Below are 22,952 nucleotides of genomic sequence, written 5' to 3'. Positions count from 1 at the left end.
GGTGGGCCCTGCGCCCCGGTGACCTGGTGTTCCATACTGTGAACAGCGGGTCCGGGCAGCAGCCTGACGGGGGAGGTCTCCGCTGCCATGCCTTCAGACAGCCGGTCGGGCCAGGACCGGTCCGGCCTTCTGCCGCAGCTGAGGCTCGACGAACTGCTCGCCGAGCTGCAGACGCGGCTGGCCGACGTGCTCACCACGCGCGACCGCGTGCACGCGCTGGTGGAGGCGGTCGTGACGATCGAGAGCGACCTCGACCTCGACGGTGTGCTGCGGCGGATCGTCCAGGCGGCGGCCGCCCTCGTCGGCGCCCGCCGGTGCGCGCTGAGAGTGATCGGGGAGGACGACCGGGTCGGGCGGCTCGTGAGCGTCGGAGGCTCCGACGTTCCCGGGACGAACTCGTTGTCGGACCGGTCGTTCAGCGTGCCGGTCCAGGTCCGGGACGCGGTGTTCGGCACGCTCTGCCTCGCCGACAAAAAGGACGGCGGCGAGTTCGACGAGAACGACGAGAACGTGCTCACGGCGCTCGCCGTCGCGGCCGGGGTGGCGATCGAGAACGCCCGGCTGTACGAGGAGGTTCGGCGGCGGGAGCGCTGGCTCGAGGCGTCGGCCGAGGTCTCGGCGTCGTTGCTGTCCGGCACAGAGCCGGACGAGGTGCTCGTGCGGGTCGCCGAGCGCGCCCGGGAGGTCTGCTCGGCCGCCACGGCGTGCGTACTCCTGGCCGCGGGCGACGAATTCGTCATCGAGGCCACCGCCGGCCGGCACGCCGACGCGCTCCGCGGAACACGGCTCCGCCTCGACGACGTCATCGCGGGCCGGGTCTTCCGGAGTGGCCGGTCCGTCGTGCCGGCCGACGCGGAAGAGTATCTGCGCGCCGCCGGGATCCGCCTGCCCGACCCGATCGGGCCGGTGCTGATCGTCCCGCTGGGTTCGGGCATGGCCGCGCGCGGCGTTCTGTCGGTGTCCAACCCGCCCGGCGGGCCGAAGTTCGGGCGGTCCGCCCAGCGGTTGCTGGAGGCGTTCGCCGCACAGGCGGCGGTGGCGCTGGAGCTCGCGGAGCGGCGCCGCGACGCCGAGCGGCTCGTGCTGCTGGAGGAGCGGGGCCGGATCGCCAAGGACCTGCACGACACCGTCACCCAGCGCCTGTTCGCGACGGCCATGACGCTCGTGAGCACGGCCCAGGACATCGAACGGAACGATGTCGCCGTGCGCATCCAGCAGGCGGTCGACGACCTGGACGACACGATCCGGCAGATCCGCTCGACGATCTTCGCTCTACAGGTCGCGCCCTCTGAGCACGGACTGCGCTCGCGGATCCAGCGGGAGATCGACCGGGCGGAGGAGACCCTCGGCTTCGCTCCGGAGGTCCGCCTCAACGGCCCCTTGGACCTGGCGGTGGACGACCAGGTGGCCGGGCAGGTGCCCGCCGTCCTGGCGGAGGCGCTGTCCAACGCCGCCCGGCACGCCCGGGCCCATCGGGTGAGCGTGACTGTGACCGTGACAGCGGCCGACCAAGTGGTCGTACGGGTCGCCGACGATGGGATCGGGATCAGGCCGGGCGGACGCCGGAGCGGCCTGCGCAACCTCGCCGAACGGGCCGAGCGGCTCGGCGGCTCATTCGACATCGGCCCGGGGGCGGACGGCGGCAGCGTCCTGGAGTGGCGCGTGCCCGCCCGCGGACCCGGTAAGCCGGAGCACGCCCGGTGAGGCGAAGGGTCTTCGGTAGGCGGAGACCTGGCGCCCGGCGGGCCCGCGTACGGGCCGCGGACGCTGAGACATCAACGATTTCGCTGGTTACAGGGGCCGAGCGGCGACCATCACGGGGACCTTGGTCCCTTCAACCGCACCTCACCGGAGATGACGCTGGAGAGGTGAAGGAACCCCAGGAACCCCATGAAGATCGCATGGCGTACGCGGCCGGTGGCGGCGACCCGGCCGGGCCGCGACGATCTCCGCTGCCGATCGTCGTCGGGACGGACGGCTCACCCCGCGCCGGCCTCGCCGTCGAATGGGCCGCCGAGGAGGCGGGGCGGACGGGACGTCCGCTGCACGTGCTCCACGCGATCGAACGCTGGCCGTGCGACATGCCGTTCCACCCGGCCCCCGGTCTGGCCGAATCCCGCACCGAGAGCGGTGCTCGCATCCTCGCCGAAGCCGTCGACCTGGCCCTGAAGGCCAGGCCGGACATCGAGGTCACCACCGACCTCGTCGAAGAGACTCCCGCCGAGGCGCTCCGGCAGGCGGCCCTCGGCGCCTACGAGATCGTGATCGGCAACCGTGGCCTCGGGGGCCTCATGGCCCTGCTGCTCGGGTCGACCGGGTTGAAGGTCGCCGGGCACGCTCCCGGACCGGTGATTATCGTACGGGGAGAGCCGGTGGAGACCCATGGTGAGGTCGTCGTCGGAGTCGACCGTTCCGGGGAGTCCGCCCTCGCGCTCCGGTACGCCTTCGACGCGGCGCGGATCCGCGGCGTGTGGCTCCGGGCCGTGCACGTCTGGGAGACGTCGTTGGCCGAGATCGACGGCGCCTACCCGGCCGCGATCCGCGAAGCGGCCGCGTCCGCCGCGAACCTTCTGGTCGGCGCCGTGACGCCCTGGCGGGACCGGTATCCCGAGGTCAGAGTGCTCGAACAGGCGGTCGCGGGGCATCCGGTCGGGGAGCTCGTCGAGCGCTCCGCCCACGCGGACCTGCTCGTCGTCGGCGTGCGCTCGAACTGCGGCGGACGCCACGGCCTGCACCTCGGCTCGGTGAGCCATGGCGTGATCCATCACGCACTCTGCCCGGTCGCGGTCGTCCGCGCCCGTCCCTGACCGGGCGGGCGGCCTCAGGCCGGTGGCTCCTTGTCAGGTGACCCGACCGGCAGCCGGATCCGCACGCAGGTGTGTCCCGGTTCGCTGCTGAGCGTGCTGGACCCGCCGTGGGCCTGGACGACGGCGGACACGATCGCCAGCCCCAGCCCGCTGCCGCCGGCCTTGCGCGATCGTGAACCGTCGCCCCGTACGAAGCGTTCGAAGACGTCGTCGCGCAGCTCGGCGGGGACGCCGGGGCCGTCGTCGACCACCTCGAGGAGGACCGTCCCGTCCGGGTCGGGCGCGGCGACGCGCACGGTGACGTTCGTGTCCGGCGGGGTGTGGGTGCGGGCGTTGGTGAGGAGGTTGCCGAGGACCTGATGCAGCCGGAACTCGTCCCCGTACACCGTGACCGGGTCCTCCGGCAGGTCGAGGGCCCAGTGGTGGCCGGGGCCGGCGGCCCGCGCGTCGCTGGTCGTGTCGATGGCGAGGCGGGTCAGGTCGACCGGTTCGTGCGCGAGCGGGCGCCCTGCGTCGAGCCGTGCCAGCAGGAGCAGGTCGTCCACCAGGTGCCCCATCCGCACCGACTCCGCCTCGATCCGGCGCAGGGCGTGATCGACCCGCGGACCGGTCTGGCCGGGGTCCCGGCGGGCCAGCTCGGCGTGGCTGCGGACGCTCGCCAGGGGGGTGCGCAGCTCGTGGCTGGCGTCGGCGATGAACCGTCGCAGCCTGTCCTCGCTGGCCTGCCGCTGGGCGAGCGCCGACTCGACGTGTTCCAGCATGTGGTTGAAGGCCGTGCTGACCTGCCCGACCTCGGTGTCGGGCTCGGTGTCCGGCACCCGGGCGGGCAGCGCGACCTCCCCGCTCGCCAGCGGCAGCTCGGAGACGTGGATGGCGGTCGCGGCGACGCGGCGCAGCGGACGCAGGGCGAGCCGGACGAACGTGGCGCCGGCCACCCCGCCGACGGCGAGGACCACGATGAACACCGTGATCTCGACCATGACGAGTCGGCCCACCGTCTCGTCGACACCGTGCATCGGCAGCCCGGTGACCAGGACGTCGCGGTCCTCGCCCCGGCTGGCCATGAGCCGGTACTTGCCGAGGGACTCCAGCTCGACCGTCCGGGGCCGGCCGTCGGGAGACAGCGCCTCCAGCCGCGCCTGGTCCGGCGCCGGCAGGTCGAGCGCGCCGCCGTGGTCCCGTACGACGCCGCACTGGGTGACCTGGCCGTCTGCCAGGCGGGCGCCGAACGTGCCGACCGCCTGGCCCTTCACCCGGTCGAAGCGGTCGCCCTCCACGGCGTGCTCGAGGCTGATGGCGTACCGGCCCCTGGCGTCCTGGAGCTGGCTGTCCAGCCGCTCGATGAGGAAGCGCTGCAGGGAGAGGGTCGTGACGATGCCGACGATCGTGCAGGCGAGCGTGAACAGCAGGAGCGACCCGACGATCAGCCTGCCGCGGAGGGTACGGACCCGGAGACGGCCCAGCGGGAGGCGGAGCCGGCGCCGGGGAACGCGGTGGCGGGTGGGTTGGATCATGAGGCGGGCGGCCGCAGGACGTAGCCGACGCCGCGCACGGTGTGGATCATCGGCTCGCGCCCGGCGTCGATCTTCTTCCGCAGGTAGCTGACGTACAGCTCGACGACGTGCGCCTGCCCGCCGAAGTCGTAGTTCCAGACGCGGTCGAGGATCTGCGGCTTGGACAGCACCCGGCGCGGGTTGCGCATGAAGTAGCGCAGCAGCTCGAACTCGGTGGCCGTCAGCTCGATCAGGTCGCCGCCCCGGCGCACCTCACGGGCGCCCTCGTCGAGGGTCATGTCCCCGACCGCGAGGGTCTCGCCGCCCTGCGCCCGCGCCAGTCCGGAGCGCCGGAGCAGGCCGCGCAGCCGGGCCAGCACCTCCTCGAGGCTGAACGGCTTGGTGACGTAGTCGTCACCGCCGGCGGTGATGCCCGCGACCCGGTCCTCCACGGCGTCCCGCGCGGTCAGGAACAGCACGCACACGTCCGGATTGTCCGCCCGTAGCCGGCGCATGACCTCCAGGCCGTCGAAGTCGGGGAGCATCACGTCGAGCAGGACGGCGTCGGGCCGGAACTCCCGGCCCGCCTTCACCGCCTCGGCGCCGGCCCCGGCGGTCATGACCTCCCAGCCCTCGAAGCGCAGGACGCTGGCGAGGACCTCCGCGAGGCTCGTCTCGTCGTCCACCACCAGCGCGCGCACGGGTGAACCATCGGGGCGGGTCATCAACGGGTGCCTGGTCGACGGGGATTCGGGGGGCCGGGGGTCGTTCATCGTCACCTACGCTGCTCGCCGCACTTCTGCTCACCCTAAACGTTCGCTGAGAATCCCCTCTGAACGTCCCTCATCCGCGCAGGTCGCCGCGGTCTCAGCGGGCGCGCACAAGTGGTTCAGAAGGAACGTTCAGGTTCGAGCCCGAGAGTAGGCGTCCGAACGACCCAAAGCATACGGGGGGACAACTCGTGACCACTCTCAACGAACGGGCGACGGTGCGCCGGCCACCCGCGCGCCGGCAGCCGGTGCGCGCCCGGCCCGAGCACGTGCTGGTCCCGATCGGCCTGGGAGCGGCCGCGGTGATCGCGTTGTGGTGGCATGACACTCCGGCCATCACCGGGTTCGGTGACTGGCTCACCAACGCCGGGCGCATCACCGGGCTGCTGGCGGGCTTCGCCGCCGTCGTCCTCGTCGCCCTCATGGCCCGGATCCCGGCGCTCGAGCGCGGGGTCGGCACGGACCGGCTCGCCCGGTGGCACGCGATGGGCGGCCGGTACATGGTGTGGCTCGTCGTGGCGCACGCACTCCTGATCATCTGGGGGTACGCCGTCACCGCGCACACGGACCCGATCCACCAGACCAAGACGCTGCTGCTGAGCTATCCGGACGTGCTGATGGGCACCGTCGCGGCGTTGCTCTTCGTCGGCGTCGGCATCGTGTCCGCCCGCGCGGCACGCCGCCGGATGCGCTACGAGACGTGGTACTACCTGCACTTCTACACCTACCTGGCGATCGCGTTGGCGTTCAGCCACCAGTTCGCGACGGGCGCCGACTTCATGGCGAGCCTGCCCGCCCGCGTCCTGTGGTCCGCGCTGTACATCACCGTCGGCGCGCTGCTCGTCTGGTTCCGGATCACGGTGCCGCTGTGGCGGGCGTTCCGGCACGGGATGCGGGTCGAAGGCGTGTACCACGAGGGTCCCGGTGTCGTCTCGGTGTGGGTCCGCGGCCGGCACCTGGACGAGCTCCGGGCGGAGCCGGGCCAGTTCTTCCGCTGGCGGTTCCTCACCCGTGACCTGTGGTGGGCCGCGAACCCGTACTCGCTGTCGGCCCCCGCCCGGCCGGACATGCTCCGCGTCACGGTGAAGAACTTCGGGGAGCACAGCGCCGGGCTGTCCCGGCTGCGGCCCGGAACCCGCGTGTTCGCCGAGGGCCCGTACGGGGCGTTCACCGCGGGGCGGCGCCGGCAGCGGAAGGTGCTGCTGCTGGCCGGCGGGGTCGGCATCACCCCCATCCGCACGCTGTTCGAGACGCTCCCGGCCGCTCCCGGTGACCTGACGCTCGTCTACCGGGCCACCGACTGGTCCGACGTGGTCTTCCAGGAGGAGCTCCGCCGGATCGCGGAGGCCCGTGGCGCCGCGCTGTACTACCTGGTGGGATCGCGCCGGGATCTCGGCGGCGACCCGCTGTCCCCGCAGGTCCTCACGCGGATTCTGCCGGACCTGAGCGCCCACGACGTCTACGTCTGCGGCCCGGACGGCATGGCGAACGCCGCGAAGGCGGCCCTCCACCAGGCGGGTGTGCCGCGCCGCCGCATCCACCACGAGTCTTTCGAGTTCTGAGGAGACGAGAACCAATGAAGAGGGCGATCCTCACCATCGTCGGGACCGTCGCCGGGCTGGTCCTGCTGCTGAGTTTCAAGACGCATCAGGCCTCGAGCAGCGGCGCCGCCGGGGCAGCGGCGGGCACGGGTTCGGGCACGGACAGCGGCGCGGCGGCGCCGAGCGCCGGCAGCAGCGAGAGCGCCGGCACCGGGACCGGAAGCGGGACCGGCAAGACGACCAAGTCCACGACGCGGACCGTCACCGGGAACACCATCGACACGCGCTGGGGTCCCGTCCAGGTGCAGGTCACTCTCAAGGACGGGAAGATCACCAAGGTCCAGGCGATCCAGTTGCCGAGCGAGAACCCGCGCGACCGGGAGATCAACAACTTCGCCGTGCCGCAGCTCGACCAGGAGACCCTGTCGGCGCAGAACGCGCAGATCGACGCGGTATCCGGCGCCACCTACACCAGCGAGGGCTACATCCGGTCGCTGCAGAGCGCGCTCGACAAGGCCGGCAAGTGACGGCGCTGCGGCACGTCGAGCCCTGCATGGGGACGGTCTTCTCCTTCGACCTGCGTGAGCCGTACCCCAGTGACGGCGCGCTCGAAGAGGTCATCGCCTGGCTGCACTGGGTCGACGCGACCTTCTCAACGTACCGGCCGGAGAGCGACATCAGCCGGCTGGCGCGCGGTGAGGCGGAGGTGGGCGACTGCGCGCCGGAGGTCGGGGAGATCCTGGCCCTGTGCGACCGGCTCACCGAGGCCACCGACGGCTGCTTCAGCGCCTACGCCGGCGGCGCGCTCGACCCGTCCGGTGTGGTCAAGGGCTGGGCGATCGAACGCGCCGGAAGCATGCTGCGCGCGGCCGGGTCGCCGAACCACCACGTCAACGGGGGCGGCGACCTCCAGTTGTCCGGGGGCCCCGAGCCGGGCCGGCCGTGGCGGGTGGGCATCGCCGATCCGCTGCGCCCCGGCACGGTGGCCACGGTCGTCGCCGGGCGCGACATGGCCGTGGCGACCTCCGGGACCGCCGAACGCGGCGCGCACATCCTCGACCCGCGCACCGGACGGCCCGCAGCCGCCCTCGCCGCGGTGACCGTCGTCGGGCCGAGCGTCACCTTCGCCGACGCCTACGCGACCGCGGCCTTCGTGATGGGGGAGGCCGCCCGCGACTGGATCGAGGGCCTGGTCGGATACGAGGCGTACGGCTTCGGGATCGACGGGCGGACCTGGGCCACCGCCGGGCTGCGCGCCGACGCCCCCGGTCAGCCCTCGACCAGGTCCGGCAGGTCGACCATGTCCACGAGGTCGGCGATCGAGTCCGCGACCCGCTGCGGACGGAAGGGGTAACGCTCGATCTCGCCCTGGGAGGTCACCCCGGTCAGCACCAGGATCGTGTACAGACCGGCCTCCATGCCGGACACCACGTCGGTGTCCATGCGGTCACCGATCATCGCGGTGCTCTCGCTGTGCCCGCCGACGGTGTTGAGGGCGTTCCGCATCATCAGGGGGTTCGGCTTGCCGACGAAGTAGGGCTCCACCCCGGTGGCCTTGGTGATCAGCGCGGCGACCGCGCCGGTGGCCGGCAGCGCGCCCTCGGTGGAGGGGCCGATGGGGTCGGGGTTCGTGGCGATGAACCGTGCGCCCTTGTTGACCAGGCGGATCGCGGTCGTGATCGCGGTGAAGCTGTACGTCCGGGTCTCGCCCAGGACGACGTAGTCGGGTTCCAGGTCGGTCAGGACGTACCCGATCTCGTGCAGGGCGGTCGTCAGGCCGGCCTCGCCCAGGACGTACGCCGAGCCGCCCGGGCGCTGGTCGTCGAGGAACTGCGCGGTGGCCAGCGCGGACGTGTAGATCGACTCGACCGGCACGTCGAGTCCGGCCGCGCGCAGCCGGACGTGCAGGTCCCTCGGCGTGTAGATCGAATTGTTGGTCAGCACGAGGAAGGGCTTGCCGGCCTCCTTGAGGCGGGAGAGGAACTCCTTGGCCCCCGGTACTGGCTGGCCCTCGTGCACCAGCACGCCGTCCATGTCCGTCAACCAGGTGTTGATCGGCTTGCGCTCAGTCATGCGACCAAATATCCCGCATCGCCGTGGCCGTTATCCAGCCGGGACCACCCCGGCGGGTGACCCCCCGAAGTCGCGGGGGTGTCCGGCCGCCGACCTGGTGTTCCTTCAGCGGCGGAGGCGGTTGATCACGCGGTCGAGGCCGCTGGGCGGCGGCCGCCGGAACGGCGCGGCCAGACGAGTCCGGCTGGTGCGGCCGCGCAGCGTCACGGCGCTGCCGAGCCGCCAGTGCGCGGCCTCGGACTGGTCGGCGGACGCGACGACCGCGGCCGACGCGAGCAGCCGGTCGGGCGCCGCCGTCTTGGCGAGGTCGCTGAGCCGCGCGGCCTCGTTGACCGGATCCCCGATCACGGTGTACTCCAGGCGCTGCTCCGCGCCGATGTGCCCGGCGACGACCTGCCCGGCCGACACGCCGATCCCGGCGACCAGCTGGGGGAGCTCCTCCCGCAGTCGCCACGAGAGCTCACGGGCGGCGGCCAGGGCCTGGCCCGCCGGGTCCTCGAGCCGCTCGGGCGCACCGAAGACGGCCAGGGCCGCGTCCCCTTGGAACTTGTTGATCAGGCCGCCGTGCTCGGCCACGACCTCGACGACGACGCCGAAGTAGGCGTTCAGCAGGGCGACGACCTCACCGGGCGGCCGCGTCGCGGCCAGGTGCGTCGAGCCCTGGAGATCGACGAAGAAGACGGCGGCGTCGCAGGTCTCGCCGCCCAGGACGACGCCGTGTTCCAGCGCGTGCCGGGCGACGTCCTCCCCGACGTGCCGGCCGAACAGGTCCCGCAGCCGCTCGTTCTCCCGCAGTCCCGCCGCCATGTGGTTGAACCCGGCCTGCAGCCGGCCCAGCTCGCTCGCGTCGTAGACCGGGACCGACGCCCGCAGGTCACCACGCTCGATCCGCGCCAGCCCCTCCCGTACGGAGCGGACCGGGTCGGCGATCGCCCGGGCGGCGAAGTAGGTCACCTGGAATCCCACCAGCAGGGCGACGCCGCCGAGCACCAGGATCGTGACGGCCAGCTGGGTGAGGGACATGCCGTCGACGACCAGCGCCGCCACCGCGGCGGCGACGAGGCCCAGGACGGGCACCCCGCTGCCGAGCGCCCACGCGAGCATGGTGCGCGGCGTGATGCCGAACCACGCGTCGTACTGCGCCGGGCCCGCCGCCATCACCACCGCCGCGATGGGCCGCAGCAGGCGCTCGGTGAGCAGGTACACGATCGCGCAGGTGGTGACCCCGCCGAGCGCCGTGATCATGCCGACCTTCAGGGCGAGCAGATCGGAGTAGGGCGCGTCGATCACGGCCCAGCCGACCGCGCCCAGGCCCCACAACGTGCCCTGCATCGCCATCAGCCGCAGCGGGCCGCGCAGCACGCCGCGCCGCTCCTCCTCGGTGGGATCGCGCTCATGGCGGGCGAAGGTGCGCACCGGGCGGAACAGCCACATCCCCCAGGTGACGCCGATCGGCGCGCCGAACAGGAGATAGGCGCAGAAGACCAGGAGGTTGACGAGCCGGACGTGCGCGGGATCGGCGATCCCCGGCGGGTCCGGCATCACGAACGTCGAGAAGAGCAGGACGAACAGCGCGCCGGCGAGGTTCGCGCCGCCGACCGCCACCATGAGCAGCCACCGCGCACGGCGTTCGAGCATCGCGCGCGAGGCACCCGGCGGCCCGTCCAGCCGACCGTGCAGCCCCTTCTTCGTCACCGCTCTGGCGGCCACCGCCCGACTGCCTCCTCCGCGCATCTGTGGAAGACCAGTGTGACTGATCGTCCGGAGAACTCGTGCGGGGGAGGCCGGGACCCCCGGCGGACGGCCTCGTGGCACGGTAGGGGGATGACCGTGATCGGGAGGATGGGGCTCGGGCTGGCCGCCCTCGGGCGACCGGCGTACATCAACCTCGGCCGCGACGGCGCGCTGCCCGACGAACGTACGGTGGAGGCGATGCGGGCCGCCGCCTGGCAGGTGCTGGACGCCGCGTACGACGAGGGGCTCCGCTGGGTCGACGCCGCCCGCTCGTACGGGCTGGCCGAGGAGTTCCTGGCCGGCTGGCTGGACGAGCGGGGGCACCGGGACGTCACCGTCTCCAGCAAGTGGGGATACGCCTACGTCGGTGAGTGGCGGCTGGACGCGGACGTCCACGAGGTCAAGGAGCACTCCCTGCCGAGGTTCCGGGACCAGTCGGCGCGGACGCGGGAGCTGCTCGGCGACCGCCTGGCGGTCTACCAGATCCACTCCCTCATGGCGGACGGCCCGGTGTTCGCCGACGCGGCCCTGCAGCGGGCGCTGGCCGACCTCGCGGCCGAGGGCGTACGGATCGGCTTCTCCACGTCCGGGCCGGCCCAGGCCGGGACCGTACGGCGCGCGCTCGACCTCGAGGTCGACGGGCGGACCCTGTTCACGGCCGTGCAGTCGACCTGGAACGTCCTGGAGCCCTCGGTGGGCGACGCGCTCGCCGAGGCCCACGCCCGTGGTCTCCACGTCCTCGTCAAGGAGGGGCTGGCCAACGGCCGGCTCGCGGTCGAGCCGCCCACGGCGCTGCGGGAGATCGCCGCGGCGCACGGGGTCGGGACGGACGCGGTCGCGCTCGCCGCCGTGCTCGCCCGGCCCTGGGCGGACACCGTGCTGACCGGCGCGGTGAGCGTCCCGCAGCTGACGTCGAACCTCGCGGCCGCGCGCGTCTCGCTGAGCGCCGACGAGCGCGCCGCACTGGACGCGCTCGCGACCCCACCGGAGGAGTACTGGAGACACCGCGCCGCCCTCGCCTGGACATGACGCGGTATTGATCCAAACTGAGTACGAGATCCACCTATATCGGCGAACATGGCTATTGACGCCATGATCGCTATCCGCGACAGTCGTGACACTTGGAGCGAGGAGCAGGTGTCGCGAAGCGGGACGAAAGGCTCGGTGTATGGGTGGATCCGACGTCAGGGGCGCAGTCCTGGCGCTGATGGCGACCCTCATCTACTACCTGGGCTTCATCGTCTTCCGAGTGGCGGCGGGCCGCATGCCCGAACTCCGCGGTACCCGTCCGCTCCGTCTCCTGCGGTACACCTACACCGACTGGCTGTGGCTGTCCGGCCTGGTGATCGTGCTGGCCGGCGTGGCCACCCAGGTCAAGGCGCTGACGATGCTCCCGCTGAGCCTCGCCCAGCCGATCTTCGCCGCCAGTCTCCTGTTCATCCTCTTCTACGCCGGCGTCTTCTTCGGCGAGCGGCTGACCGGCCGCGAGTGGGCCAGCGTGGGCCTGTTCGGCCTGGCGACCGCGATGGTCGGAGCGTCGAACGGCCGGCACGAGGTGCTGACCAGCGCGGTCGCCGGGCCGCTCACCCTGGCCGCCGTCGTCGTCCCCGGGATCCTGGTGGGGGTGGCGGTCCTCGTCGGCGGTGACATCCGGACGTTCGGCCGGCACGCGCGGCCGCTGGCCGGCATCGCGTACGGCCTCGGCTCCGGCGTCAGCCTCGGCGTCTCCGAGCTCGCGCTCAAGGGGGTGGCCGCCATCTACAACACGCACGGGCTCGCGGCCGCCGCCTACGGCTCGCCGTACCCGTACGTCGCGGTCGGGATGGCGGCGCTCGGTCTGGCCCAGCTGCAGATCGGCCTGCAGCGCTGCCGGATGTCGATCGTCGTGTCCGTGCTCACCGTGATCGCCAAGACCCAGCTCGTCATCCTCGGCGCGGTGCTGTACAAGGAGCCGTGGCCGTCCGACCGCCTGCTGGTGGCGCTCCGGATCGCGGCGTTCGTGCTGGCGGGTGCGGCGCTGGTGCTGTTCCCCCGGCACGAGGTCGTGGAGGAGCGTCCCGGCGCCGCGCTGGTGTCCTCCGCGCGCGAGCGTGCGTAGCGGAGATTAACCGGACAGCCCCTAGCCTGACTCAATGGGTCAAAAGCCGCGTTTGTCATCTGATGTACTTCGGCGTGCGTCTAACGGGGCAGGGACTCGCGCGGCGCGCCGCGCGACAGAACGATGAGGTGGAATGGCCGACAACGACGCTGAGGACGTGACGCCGGAGAAGGCGTCACCGAAGGCGCCGGACTCCAAGGGCCCGGCGGGCGACGCGCCGACCGCGGAGACGCGACGGGGTGAGAAGGGCGAGCCGGGCGGTGAGCCGGCCGAGAAGGAGCCGGTGCCGTCGGAGGCCGCCGAGAAGGGACCCGAAGATGGGCCCGCCGAGGGGGAGCCCGAAGAGGGGTCCGGCGGGAAGAGGTCCGAAGAAGGACCCGCCGGCGGGGAGTCCGGAGAGGGACCCGCCGAGTCCACGCGCTCGGCCGGCGCGCCCGCCCAGGGGGCGCCGGCGGGCGACGGGCCCGGCGAGACGACCGCGGGCGCCGCGCCCGCAGAGGAGGCGCCTGCGGCGGCTGCGGTCAAGCCCGCGGGCCGCCGGGGGCGGCGGGCTCTGCGCTGGGTCGCGGTCGGGGTCGTGGTGGCGCTCCTCGCGGCGGGCGGCACGGCGTTCGGCCTGTACGAGAAGCTGCAGGGCAACATCCACAAGGAGCACGTCGACCAGCAGCAGCTGGGCACGAACCGCCCGCCGAAGCTGAACAAGTCGATGAACATCCTGCTGCTCGGCTCGGACTCCCGGGACGGGGACAACCACGAGTACTGGTCGCCGGACATCAGCGGGGAGCGCTCGGACACGACGATCCTGCTCCACCTGTCGCCGAACCGGGACCGCGCGGTCGCGATCAGCTTCCCCCGGGACTCCATGGTGCACGTCCCGGAGTGCAAGAAGAAGAAAGGCGGCACGGTGCCCGCCTTCTTCGGCATGCTCAACGCCGCGTTCGCCTACGCCGGGGCGACCTGCACCTGGAAGATGATCGAGTCGGACACCGACATCCACATCGACCACTACGTCAAGATCGACTTCGCCGGGTTCAAGCGGGTGGTCGACGCGCTGGGCGGGGTGGAGATCTGCGTGCCGCAGGCGGTCAACGACCCGCGCGCCAACCTGTCCCTGAAGGCCGGCCGTCAGGTCGTGAAGGGCAACGACGCGTTGGGGTACGTCCGTACGCGCTACGGCCTCGGCGACGGGTCGGACCTGGAGCGCATCCAGCGACAGCAGAAGTTCATGGCCTCGGTGGTCAAGAAGGCCACGAGCCAGGACATGCTGACCGACCCGACGCGGGCGTACCGGTTCCTGAACGCCGCCACCAAGTCGATCGCCACCGACGACGAGTTCAGCGTCTCCGCGATGAAGAAGCTGGCCACGAGCCTCAAGGGAATCAGCGCGGGCACCGTGCGGTTCGTCACCGTGCCGACGCAGACCTATCCCAAGGACCCGAATCGGGTGCAGTGGGACATGTCGCAGGCGGGTCCGCTGTTCGAGGCCATCCGCAAGGACGACGACCTGCCCGCGCCGAAGCCGGAGCCGTCCAAGCCGGCCGCGCCCACGCCCGACCAGGTCAAGGTCACCGCGGTGAACGCGCCGAAGAAGGTCGTGCGGGACCTGAAGGCCCAGGGCTTCCACGTCAAGGCGGCGAAGGGCCCGGCGCAGCCGCAGACCAGGATCCTCTACGGGCCGGGGGCCGAACGCTTCGCCGACGCCCTGGCGGTCGCCGTTCCCGGCGTGGTCATCGCCGCCGACAACGCGGTCGCGCCGGGCACCGTCTCGCTGGTCGTCGGCCCCGAGGGCGTGCCGGTGAAGGCACCGGACATCCCGAAGGTCAACGGGGAGATCAACGCGGCACAGAATCCGTGTCAGTGAGGACGGCCTCGTTGGGCCGGGGGCCGGAGCGGAGACCCGCCCACAGTCCCCGGCCCAGGTCCCGTACGAGCGCCGCCCGGTCGGCGGAGCCCGCGAGCGTACGGGCCCAGCGGCGGGCCGTCGCGCCGGCGTAGAGCAGGCGTTCCCCCGGGCCGAGGCAGCGGCTGCGGGTGAAGAGCCAGACCTTGTTGCGGACCTCGTGGAAGAACCGCCGCCCCGGGTCGAAGGCGGGGGAGGCGGTCTTGTGCACGGCCACGCTGTCCCGGCACAGCAGGCCGGTGCGCCCGCGCAGCAGCCGGAGCGTGAACTCGAAGTCGTCGTTCCACAGGAAGTAGTCGGCGATCGGCAGCCCGCGCTCCCGTACGGCCTCGGCGTCGACGAGCACCGACACGAACGACGCCGAGCGGATCCGGGCGCAGCCGGGGACGGGCGACGGCCGCGACCGGGGGGTGTTCATCGGATGGTCACGGCCGTCGGTCCAGACGACGCGGCCGGCGACGAGCGCGGGCGGCCGCCCGCCGCGGTCCCGTCCCCGGTCGCGCGCCGCCAAAAGGGCGGCCAGCGCCTCCGGTTCGGGCACGGTGTCGTCGTCGAGCAGCCAGAGCGCGTCCGCCCCGAGGCTCAGGGCGTGGGCGATGCCCGTGGCGAAGCCGCCGGCCCCGCCGGTGTTGCGGGGGAGCGTGAGCAGGCGGGCGGCCGGGAACCGCTCGCGGACCAGTCGCGGAGTGCCGTCCGCGGAGGCGTTGTCGACGACCACGATCGTGTCCGGCGGGCGCGTCTGCCGCTCGAGGGCGGTCAACGCCTCGGTCAGGAGATCTCGTCGGTCGTGTGTGACAACCACGGCGGCGATTTGGGCGTCTTTCAGCTGACACCTCACGAATCGCCGGGTCGGTAGGAGTAAAGCCGCGCGCATGAAGCTCGCAAAAGTAGCATAGGATGCATTCCGCCCCACTGGCCTCATCGCCTCCCCTTTCGGAGCGAGACGGACGCATGGCCGAACCCTTCGCGCTTCTCCTCACCGTCTACGGCGGGGATCGGGCGGACCACGTGCGGGAGGCGTTCCACAGCTCGGTGGACGCCCAGACGCGCCGACCCGACCAGGTGATCCTCGTGCAGGACGGACCGGTCTCGGCCGTACTCGCCGACTGTCTGGCCCGGCTGACCGAGGAGAGCCCCGTTCCGGTGACGTTCCTCCCGCTGGAGCACAACGGCGGCCTGGGCCTCGCCCTCGACGCCGGGCTGGCGGCCAGCCGGTACGACGTCGTGGCCCGCATGGACGCCGACGACATCGCCATGCCGCACCGCTTCGCGGTGCAGTTGCCGGTGATCGAACGGGGCGCCGACCTGGTCGGCGCGGGAATGCTGGAATTCGGGACGGGCCGGGAGGACATCGTGGGGAGCCGCACGCCGGTCTCCGACCCGGAGCACATCGCCCGGTACGCCCGGCTGCACGACCCGTTCAACCACCCGACGATCGTGTACCGGCGCACCGCCGTCCTGGCCGCCGGCGGCTACGGCGACATGCCGCTGATGGAGGACTACTGGCTGTTCGCGCGGATGATCGCGACCGGCGCGAAGGTCGTCAACCTGCCCGAGGCGCTCGTGTACTACCGCGTGGGCGAGGGCGCGTACGAACGTCGTGGCGGGCTGACGCTGCTGCGGGCCGAGCTGCGTCTGCAGGGCGAGCTGCGGCGCAGCGGCTTCACGACTCTCGCCCAGTACCTGCGCAACGTCGGCGTCCGCGGCGCGTACCGGCTGACGCCGTCGTGGATCCGCCGGCCGATGTACCGGCGGTACGTCGCGCCTCGCGGCGCGGTGGCACGGACCCCGGTGGAGGAGACGAGTGAACGCTGACCTGGTGGTCGCCGGCGCCGGCCTGTTCGGGCTGACCGTCGCCGAGCGCTGCGCCCGGGAGCTCGGCCTCCGGGTGCTGGTCGTCGAGCGCCGCGACCACATCGGCGGCAACGCCTACAGCGAGACCGAGCCGTCCACCGGCATCGAGGTCCACCGGTACGGCGCGCACCTGTTCCACACCTCGAACGAGCGGGTCTGGGAGTACGTCAACCGGTTCACCGCCTTCACCGACTACCGGCACCGGGTCTTCACGGTCTTCAAGAACCGCGTGTACCCGATGCCGATCAACCTGGGCACCATCTGCGAGTTCTTCGGCCGGGTGATGTCCCCCGACGAGGCCCGCGCGCTGATCGCCGAACAGGCCGCCGAGATCACCGACCCCGCCAACCTGGAGGAGAAGGCGATCTCGCTCATCGGGCGGCCGCTGTACGAGGCGTTCATCCGGGGCTACACCGCGAAGCAGTGGCAGACCGACCCCCGGGAGCTGCCGGCGGGGATCATCACGCGGCTGCCGGTGCGCTACACCTTCGACAACCGCTACTTCGCCGACCGCTACGAGGGCCTGCCGGTGGACGGCTACACCGCCTGGCTGGAGCGCATGGCCGACCACCCGAGGATCGAGGTCCGGCTCGACACGGACTTCTTCGACCTGGACGCCGTCGGCAACGTCCCGGTCGTCTACACCGGCCCGCTCGACCGCTACTTCGGCCACCGCGAGGGCGTGCTCGGCTGGCGCACCCTGGACTTCGAGCTGGAGGTCCTGCCGATCGGGGACTTCCAGGGCACGCCGGTGATGAACTACGCCGACGAGGACGTCCCGTACACGCGCGTTCACGAATTCCGGCACTTCCACCCGGAGCGGGAGTACCCGGGAGACCGAACCGTGATCATGCATGAGTACTCTCGGTTCGCCGGGCCCGCCGACGAGCCGTACTACCCGATCGACACGCCCGCCGACCGCGCGATGCTGGACCGCTACCGCGAACTGGCCCGCGCCGAGAAGGACGTGCTGTTCGGCGGCCGCCTCGGCACCTACAAGTACCTGGACATGCACATGGCCATCGCGTCCGCGCTGACCATGTTCGAGAACCGGCTGCGGCCGCGTTTCACCGGAGGCACGGAATGAGGGTGCTGCAGCGCGTCGTGCTGCCCATCCAACGCGACCCGGACGTCGTCGGCCTGTACGTCGACGGCCGTGTCGTGTGGGGCCGGGAGAAGGCCGGCGAGGACGGCGCCACGACGCGGCGGTCAACGGCACGGACCGGCTCCGAGGCCAGGATCACCGGCCGGCGCGGCCTCGTCGTGCCCGCCGGCCGTCGCGTGTCGTTCTGCACCTACTTCAACGCCTTCCCGGCGAGCTACTGGCGGCGGTGGAGCGTGGTCGACACCATCACGCTCCGGCTCCGGCTGCGCGGCGACGCCGTCGTGAACGTCCACCGTTCCACGGGCAAGGGCCTCACCCAGCGGGTCACGCGACTGGACGTCGACGCGAGCACGACCGTCACCCGCGAGGTCGAGCTGTCGCTGAAACCGTTCATCGACGGCGGCTGGTACTGGTTCGACATCGTCGCCGGCGACCGCGAGGCCGTCCTGGACGGCGCGGAGTGGTGCGCCGACACCGACCGGCCGCGGGGCAGCGCGAGCATCGGCATCACGACGTTCAACCGGCCGGACTTCTGCGTCGAGCAGCTCGTCGCGATGGGCGAGGCGAGCGACGTGCTCGAGGTCGTCGACGAGATCTTCGTCGTCGACCAGGGCACCGACCGCGTAGAGGACCACCCGGACTTCGCGGCCGCCGCCGAGTCGCTGGGCGACCGGCTGCGCCTCATCGACCAGGGCAACATCGGCGGGTCCGGCGGGTTCGCCCGGGCGATGAACGAGACCCTCGACGCCGGGCGGAGCGACTACGTGCTGCTCCTCGACGACGACGTGACCGTCGAGCCGGAGGGCATCCTGCGCGCGGTGACCTTCGCCGACCTGGCCCGGACCCCGACGATCGTCGGCGGCCACATGCTGGACATCTTCCACCGGTCCGTACTCCACGTCTTCGGCGAGACCATCGCGCGCTACCGCTGGTGGATGACGCCGGCCGCGCACACCCACCTGGGGCACGACCTGGCCGCGCACCCGCTGCGCCACACGCCCTGGCTGCACCGGCGGGTCGACGTGGACTACAACGCCTGGTGGATGTGCCTCATCCCGGTCGACGTGGTGCGCAAGGTCGGGCTGTCGCTGCCGTTCTTCATCAAGTGGGACGACATCGAGTACGGCATCCGCGCCGAGAAGGCGGGATACCCGACCGTGTCGCTGCCGGGCGCGGCGGTCTGGCACGTGCCATGGCATTCCAAGGACGACACGCTCGACTGGCAGGCCTACTTCACCGAGCGGAACCGCATCATCACCGCGCTCATGTACTCGCCGTACAAGCGGGGCGGCAACATGCTCAAGGAGAGCCTGTTCATCACCACCAAGCACGCCCTGGCGATGCAGTACTCCACGGCCGAGCTGATGCTGCTCGCCATCGAGGACGCGCTGCGCGGTCCCGAGCACCTGCACGAGTCGATGACCACGAAGCTCGCCGAGCTGCGGGCGCTGCGCGCCGCGTTCCCCGACGCGCTGGCCAAGCCGGACGTCGATGAGTTCCCCAAGGTCCAGCGGCGCAGGCCGCCCCGGCGCGGCCGCGAGCCCGAGCCGCCCGAAGGGCGCAAGGCGATGGTCCGGGCGGCGCTCGGCGGAATGCTCCGGCACTCCCGGCCGGTCGACTCCTTCCCCAAGTCGCACCCCGAGGTGTCCGTGCCGCACGTCGACCAGGCGTGGTGGCTGCTGTCGCGGTACGACAGCGCCCTGGTCACCTCGGCCGACGGCACGAAGGCCGCCTGGTACCAGCGGGACCCGGCACGGTTCCGCTCGCTGCTGCAGCGCGCCACGGCGCTGCACGCGCGGCTGGCGTACGAGTGGCCGGAGCTGAGCCGCCGCTACCGCGCGGCCATCCCCGAGCTCACCTCGCCCGAACGCTGGCGCGAGACGTTCGAGGCGGCCCGGCCGGAGGAGCGATGACGGCTCCGCCGCTGACCGCCCCGGGCAGCGGCGGCGGTCTGCTGGAGGTCGCCCGCCGCAGGTACCTGCTGCGGCTGCTGGTGCGCCGGGAACTGCGCAGCCGCTACCAGGGCTCCCTGCTCGGGCTCGGCTGGTCCTACGTCCGTCCCGCCGTCAACTTCGCGGTCTACTTCTTCGTCGTCGGCATCTTCCTGAAGATGAGCAAGTCCATCCCCGGGTACCCGGTGTTCCTGTTCTCCGGGATGGTGCTGGTCAGCTTCTTCACCGAGACGCTGATCACCAGCACGTGGTCCGTCATCGGGAACGCGCCGCTCGTGCAGAAGATCTACCTGCCGCGCGAGATGTTCCCGGCCTCGTCCACGCTGGTCTCGGCCGTGCACATGCTGCCCGGCATGGCGATCCTGTGGGGCGGCGCGCTGCTCGGCGGCTGGCGGCCCTCCACGCTCGCGGTCGGGTCGATGGCGCTCGGGCTCGCGATCGTGGCCGTGCTCGGCCTGGCGTTCGGCCTGCTGTTCGCCGGGATCAACGTGTTCTTCCGCGACTTCGGGCAGGTCGTCGACATCCTCAACATCGTCATCCCGTGGACCACTCCGATGATCTATCCGTGGACGGCCGTGCAGGACTCGGCCGGGAACGGCCTCGGGCTGCAGATCTACCTCGCCAACCCGCTCGGGACGGCGACGTTGCTGTTCCAGCGGGCGTTCTGGTGGCCCGCCAACCCACGCCAGGCGCACCTGCCCGACGGCACCCCGACCTTCCCGGACGGCAGGCACGCGTTCCCCGACCACCTGACCGTACGAGGGCTGGCGAGCCTCCTCGCCGCCGTCGTGCTGCTGGGGCTGGCCCAGATGGTCTTTCACCGCCTGCAGCGGCGGTTCGCCCAGGAGCTCTAGTTGGAATCGATCGTCGTCGACGGCGTGACGAAGCGCTTCACGCTGCGCCACGCGCACTCGATCAAGGAGATGACCGTACGCGCCGCGCGGCGCCAGAGCCTGTCGCAGCGGTTCACCGCCCTCGACGAGGTGTCGGTGTCCGTCGAGCAGGGCGAGTCGCTCGCCCTGATGGGGCTCAACGGATCGGGCAAGAGCACACTGCTCAAGCTGATCTCCGGCGTCATGCAGCCCGACCGCGGCTCGGTCGGGGTCCGCGGCCGGGTCGCGGGCCTGATCGAGGTCGGCGCCGGCCTGCACCCCGACCTGACCGGCAAGGAGAACATCTTCCTCAACGCCGCGATCCTCGGCATGAGCAAGGCGGAGACCCAGGCCAAGTACGACGAGATCGTCGCGTTCTCCGAGATCGAGAAGTTCCTCGACACGCAGGTGAAGTTCTACTCCTCCGGCATGTTCATGCGCCTGGGCTTCTCCGTCGCCGTCCACACCGACCCCGACATCTTCCTCGTCGACGAGGTGCTGGCCGTCGGCGACCCGCCCTTCCAGAAGAAGTGCCTCGAGCGCATCGAGGAGCTGGCCGACGAGGGGCGCACGCTCGTCATCGTCTCCCACGACATGGGCACGCTCGAGAAGGTCTGCGCGCGGGGCGTCGTGCTGCGTGAGGGCCGGCTCGCGTTCGAGGGCGAGATCACCGAGGCCGTCGACCTCCTCAACCCACCGGACGGCCCCCTCGACGCCGCCCGCCGGCAGCGCGGCCGCCAAGAGGCCAGGCTCGCCGCCGCCACGCTCAAGGCGGAGAAGGCCGCGGCCGCCGAGACGGCCGAGGTGATCGACGAGATCATGCCCGACGCCACGGCCCTGCCCGACCCGCAGGCGACGCTCGAGCACGCCCTGTCCCTCGCCGAGGGCCGGGAGGGCATGGCGCTGGAGTTCGGCGTCTTCTCCGGCCGTACGCTGCGGACCATCACCGCCGCCCGCGACGGCAAGAACGTCTTCGGCTTCGACTCCTTCGAGGGGCTCCCGGAGGACTGGCGGGACGGCTTCCCGGCCGGCACGTTCGCCGTCGAGGAGCCTCCGGAGGTGCTCGGCGCCGAACTGGTCGTCGGATTGTTCGAGGACACCCTCCCCGGATTCCTCGACGAGCACCCCGAGCCGGTCGCCTTCCTTCACGTCGACGCCGACCTGTACTCCTCGACGCGGACCGTCCTGCGCCACGTCGGACCGCGCCTGCGGCCCGGCAGCGTCATCGTCTTCGACGAGTTCTTCGGCTATCCGGGCTGGCGCGAGCACGAGTTCCGCGCGTGGACGGAGCACGTCGAACGGACCGGCCTGCGGTTCCGCTACGAGGCCTACACCCGCGGCAACGAGCAGGTCGTCGTGCGGATAACGGAGCGATGACCCCGATGGACGGGTCCACCACGGACGAGGCCAAGAACGGCGGGGCTCAGAGCGGCGGGGCTCAGAGCGGCGCGGCCGTCCGCCGGCGGGACCGGTCGGGAGGGCGGCTCCGCGAGCTGGACCTGCTGCGCTTCGTGGCCGCCGCCGCCGTCATGCTGCACCACTTCACCGGGGTGCCCGCGCCGGAGTGGCCCGGCGGGAGCGCCCGGAAGATCTTCCCCGGCCTCGGCGAGGTGACGCGGTGGGGCTTCCTCGGGGTCGAGCTGTTCTTCCTGATCAGCGGATTCGTCATCCTGATGAGCGCCTGGGACCGCCGCGTGGGCGACTTCGCCGTGTCCCGGTTCACCCGGCTGTTCCCGGCGTACTGGGTGAGCGTCTGCCTCTCCCTCGCCGCGTACCTCGCCTTCCGTTCCTACGTTTCCTTCGGGCCGAACACCGACGGGCCCATCATGCGGTTCCTGCCGAACCTGACGATGCTCCAGGAAGGCGTCGGGTCGCAGCGCATGGAGGTCGTCTACTGGACCCTCTACGTCGAGCTGCACTTCTACGCGCTCATCGCGCTGCTCGTCTGGCGGGGCATCACGTACAGCCGGGTCGTCGCGTTCATGACCGGCTGGCTCCTGCTCAGTGTGTTCGCCGTGGAGGCCGACTTCGGCTTCGTCAAGGTGCTGCTGCTCTGGCGGTACGCGCCCTTCTTCGTCGCCGGCATGGGCTTCTTCCTCGTCTACCGGTACGGCGGCAACCTCATCGTCTGGCTGCTCATCGCGGCGAGCTGGGCGCTCGGCTGTTATTACGACCTCAAGTACCAGTTCCCCGACTTCATCGTGCCGGGCGTCTCGGAGTACGTCATCCCGGCCGGCGTCACGTTCGTCTTCGCCGTCATGGCGCTCGTCGCCACGCACCGGCTGGCATGGCTGCGCTGGCGCGGCCTCACGATGCTGGGGATGCTCACCTATCCGCTCTACCTGGTGCACCAGACGATCGCGCGGACGCTCGTCCCGCGCCTCTACCCGCACATGAGCAGATGGGCCGTGCTCGGCGTACTGATCGCCGTGGCGCTGACCTCGGCCTACCTGATCTACCGGATCGTCGAGGCCCCCGCACAGCACCGGCTCCGCGCCCGGCTGAAGCTCGCGCTGGCGCAGATCCGGCGGAACGGCCTCCCCGCGCCGGCCGGAGACGCCACCGGCGGCGACGCGACGGGGCGACCGGCGCGGGACGGCACCGGCGACGCCGAGCGTGACGCGCCCGCGCGACCGCGCGGAGACGGCGCCGACAGTGACGGGTCGGCGCGACCGGCACGGGCCGCCACCGACCGCGACGCGGCGGCGCGGCCGGCGGGGGACGGCGCCGAGGCGGCGTCGTCCTGAGCGTGG

General features: G+C 71.9%; 19 protein-coding genes. 14 read left to right on the top strand and 5 right to left on the bottom strand.

Annotation, left to right across the window (positions count from 1 at the left end):
* Positions 1-87 precede the first annotated feature (87 nt).
* Together ABD978_RS34895 and ABD978_RS34890 are read left to right on the top strand one after the other, a co-directional pair.
* Complete coding sequence (locus ABD978_RS34895) at positions 88-1,704, top strand: sensor histidine kinase (protein WP_345364252.1); 1,617 nt, start codon at positions 88-90, stop codon at positions 1,702-1,704.
* A gap of 164 nt (positions 1,705-1,868) precedes the next feature.
* On the top strand, positions 1,869-2,807 hold the full coding sequence (locus ABD978_RS34890) for a universal stress protein (protein WP_345364250.1): 939 nt from the start codon (positions 1,869-1,871) through the stop codon (positions 2,805-2,807).
* Positions 2,808-2,821: 14 nt separating this feature from the next.
* Here the strand turns inward: ABD978_RS34890 and ABD978_RS34885 are convergent, their stop codons facing one another.
* Both ABD978_RS34885 and ABD978_RS34880 read right to left on the bottom strand, forming a co-directional pair.
* Positions 2,822-4,321, bottom strand: a complete 1,500-nt coding sequence (locus ABD978_RS34885; protein ID WP_345364248.1) for a sensor histidine kinase — start codon at positions 4,319-4,321, stop codon at positions 2,822-2,824.
* Positions 4,318-5,001: a response regulator transcription factor gene (locus ABD978_RS34880; RefSeq protein ID WP_425550802.1), complete on the bottom strand. Its 684-nt coding sequence runs from the start codon at positions 4,999-5,001 to the stop codon at positions 4,318-4,320. The genes ABD978_RS34885 and ABD978_RS34880 overlap by 4 nt, the downstream gene beginning before the upstream one ends.
* A gap of 260 nt (positions 5,002-5,261) precedes the next feature.
* On the opposite strand from ABD978_RS34880, the gene ABD978_RS34875 reads away from it, so the two are divergent.
* The 3 genes from ABD978_RS34875 to ABD978_RS34865 are packed head-to-tail and all read left to right on the top strand — an operon-like array spanning position 5,262 to position 7,965.
* Entirely contained in the window at positions 5,262-6,632 is a 1,371-nt protein-coding gene (locus tag ABD978_RS34875) for a ferredoxin reductase family protein (protein ID WP_345364245.1), read from the top strand.
* 14 nt (positions 6,633-6,646) lie between these two features.
* The gene (locus tag ABD978_RS34870; protein WP_345364243.1) at positions 6,647-7,138 is read left to right on the top strand and encodes an FMN-binding protein; all 492 of its coding nucleotides are present in this window, start codon (positions 6,647-6,649) and stop codon (positions 7,136-7,138) included.
* Entirely contained in the window at positions 7,135-7,965 is an 831-nt protein-coding gene (locus tag ABD978_RS34865) for an FAD:protein FMN transferase (protein ID WP_345364241.1), read from the top strand. Before ABD978_RS34870 ends, ABD978_RS34865 begins: the two co-directional genes overlap by 4 nt.
* On the opposite strand, the gene ABD978_RS34860 is transcribed toward ABD978_RS34865, so the two are convergent.
* Together ABD978_RS34860 and ABD978_RS34855 are read right to left on the bottom strand one after the other, a co-directional pair.
* A complete protein-coding gene (locus ABD978_RS34860; RefSeq protein WP_345364239.1) occupies positions 7,881-8,684 on the bottom strand; it encodes an HAD-IIA family hydrolase in 804 nt (267 codons plus the stop codon). The two genes, ABD978_RS34865 and ABD978_RS34860, sit on opposite strands and share 85 nt — an antisense overlap.
* 105 nt (positions 8,685-8,789) lie before the next feature.
* Positions 8,790-10,394, bottom strand: a complete 1,605-nt coding sequence (locus tag ABD978_RS34855; protein WP_345364237.1) for an adenylate/guanylate cyclase domain-containing protein — start codon at positions 10,392-10,394, stop codon at positions 8,790-8,792.
* A 114-nt stretch (positions 10,395-10,508) separates the two neighbouring features.
* On the opposite strand from ABD978_RS34855, the gene ABD978_RS34850 reads away from it, so the two are divergent.
* From ABD978_RS34850 to ABD978_RS34840, 3 genes are all read left to right on the top strand, one after another.
* Positions 10,509-11,447, top strand: a complete 939-nt coding sequence (locus ABD978_RS34850) for an aldo/keto reductase (protein WP_345364235.1) — start codon at positions 10,509-10,511, stop codon at positions 11,445-11,447.
* A gap of 139 nt (positions 11,448-11,586) precedes the next feature.
* The gene (locus ABD978_RS34845; protein ID WP_345364233.1) at positions 11,587-12,516 is read left to right on the top strand and encodes a DMT family protein; all 930 of its coding nucleotides are present in this window, start codon (positions 11,587-11,589) and stop codon (positions 12,514-12,516) included.
* Between the two features lie 133 nt (positions 12,517-12,649).
* The gene (locus ABD978_RS34840) at positions 12,650-14,377 is read left to right on the top strand and encodes an LCP family protein (protein ID WP_345364231.1); all 1,728 of its coding nucleotides are present in this window, start codon (positions 12,650-12,652) and stop codon (positions 14,375-14,377) included.
* Here ABD978_RS34840 and ABD978_RS34835 read toward each other — a convergent pair.
* Entirely contained in the window at positions 14,349-15,218 is an 870-nt protein-coding gene (locus ABD978_RS34835; protein WP_345364229.1) for a glycosyltransferase, read from the bottom strand. The two genes, ABD978_RS34840 and ABD978_RS34835, sit on opposite strands and share 29 nt — an antisense overlap.
* Positions 15,219-15,367: 149 nt before the next feature.
* Between ABD978_RS34835 and ABD978_RS34830 the strand changes: the two genes are divergently transcribed.
* The 6 genes from ABD978_RS34830 to ABD978_RS34805 are packed head-to-tail and all read left to right on the top strand — an operon-like array spanning position 15,368 to position 22,946.
* Positions 15,368-16,231, top strand: coding sequence for a glycosyltransferase (locus tag ABD978_RS34830; RefSeq protein ID WP_345364227.1), 864 nt, complete (start codon positions 15,368-15,370; stop codon positions 16,229-16,231).
* Positions 16,221-17,357, top strand: coding sequence for a UDP-galactopyranose mutase (gene glf, locus ABD978_RS34825; RefSeq protein ID WP_345364225.1), 1,137 nt, complete (start codon positions 16,221-16,223; stop codon positions 17,355-17,357). Before ABD978_RS34830 ends, glf begins: the two co-directional genes overlap by 11 nt.
* On the top strand, positions 17,354-19,288 hold the full coding sequence (locus ABD978_RS34820; RefSeq protein WP_345364223.1) for a glycosyltransferase: 1,935 nt from the start codon (positions 17,354-17,356) through the stop codon (positions 19,286-19,288). Before glf ends, ABD978_RS34820 begins: the two co-directional genes overlap by 4 nt.
* Positions 19,285-20,181, top strand: coding sequence for an ABC transporter permease (locus ABD978_RS34815; RefSeq protein ID WP_345364221.1), 897 nt, complete (start codon positions 19,285-19,287; stop codon positions 20,179-20,181). The genes ABD978_RS34820 and ABD978_RS34815 overlap by 4 nt, the downstream gene beginning before the upstream one ends.
* The gene (locus tag ABD978_RS34810) at positions 20,182-21,576 is read left to right on the top strand and encodes an ATP-binding cassette domain-containing protein (protein WP_345364219.1); all 1,395 of its coding nucleotides are present in this window, start codon (positions 20,182-20,184) and stop codon (positions 21,574-21,576) included.
* Positions 21,573-22,946: an acyltransferase family protein gene (locus tag ABD978_RS34805; RefSeq protein WP_345364217.1), complete on the top strand. Its 1,374-nt coding sequence runs from the start codon at positions 21,573-21,575 to the stop codon at positions 22,944-22,946. The genes ABD978_RS34810 and ABD978_RS34805 overlap by 4 nt, the downstream gene beginning before the upstream one ends.
* Positions 22,947-22,952: the final 6 nt, after the last annotated feature.

The sequence above is a fragment of the Actinoallomurus liliacearum genome, assembly GCF_039542035.1.
In the GTDB taxonomy this organism is placed as follows: Bacteria; Actinomycetota; Actinomycetes; order Streptosporangiales; family Streptosporangiaceae; genus Actinoallomurus; species Actinoallomurus liliacearum.
This window is presented reverse-complemented; position numbering and strand designations above follow the sequence as displayed.

Excerpts from the sequence above, each read along its gene's own strand:
- ABD978_RS34895 (WP_345364252.1), top strand. The coding sequence starts at position 88 with ATGCCTTCAGACAGCCGGTCGGGCCAGGACCGGTCCGGCCTTCTGCCG.
- ABD978_RS34885 (WP_345364248.1), bottom strand. The coding sequence starts at position 4,321 with ATGATCCAACCCACCCGCCACCGCGTTCCCCGGCGCCGGCTCCGCCTC.
- ABD978_RS34870 (WP_345364243.1), top strand. The coding sequence starts at position 6,647 with ATGAAGAGGGCGATCCTCACCATCGTCGGGACCGTCGCCGGGCTGGTC.
- ABD978_RS34860 (WP_345364239.1), bottom strand. The coding sequence starts at position 8,684 with ATGACTGAGCGCAAGCCGATCAACACCTGGTTGACGGACATGGACGGC.
- ABD978_RS34850 (WP_345364235.1), top strand. The coding sequence starts at position 10,509 with ATGACCGTGATCGGGAGGATGGGGCTCGGGCTGGCCGCCCTCGGGCGA.
- ABD978_RS34845 (WP_345364233.1), top strand. The coding sequence starts at position 11,587 with ATGGGTGGATCCGACGTCAGGGGCGCAGTCCTGGCGCTGATGGCGACC.
- ABD978_RS34840 (WP_345364231.1), top strand. The coding sequence starts at position 12,650 with ATGGCCGACAACGACGCTGAGGACGTGACGCCGGAGAAGGCGTCACCG.
- ABD978_RS34830 (WP_345364227.1), top strand. The coding sequence starts at position 15,368 with ATGGCCGAACCCTTCGCGCTTCTCCTCACCGTCTACGGCGGGGATCGG.
- ABD978_RS34820 (WP_345364223.1), top strand. The coding sequence starts at position 17,354 with ATGAGGGTGCTGCAGCGCGTCGTGCTGCCCATCCAACGCGACCCGGAC.
- ABD978_RS34815 (WP_345364221.1), top strand. The coding sequence starts at position 19,285 with ATGACGGCTCCGCCGCTGACCGCCCCGGGCAGCGGCGGCGGTCTGCTG.
- ABD978_RS34805 (WP_345364217.1), top strand. The coding sequence starts at position 21,573 with ATGACCCCGATGGACGGGTCCACCACGGACGAGGCCAAGAACGGCGGG.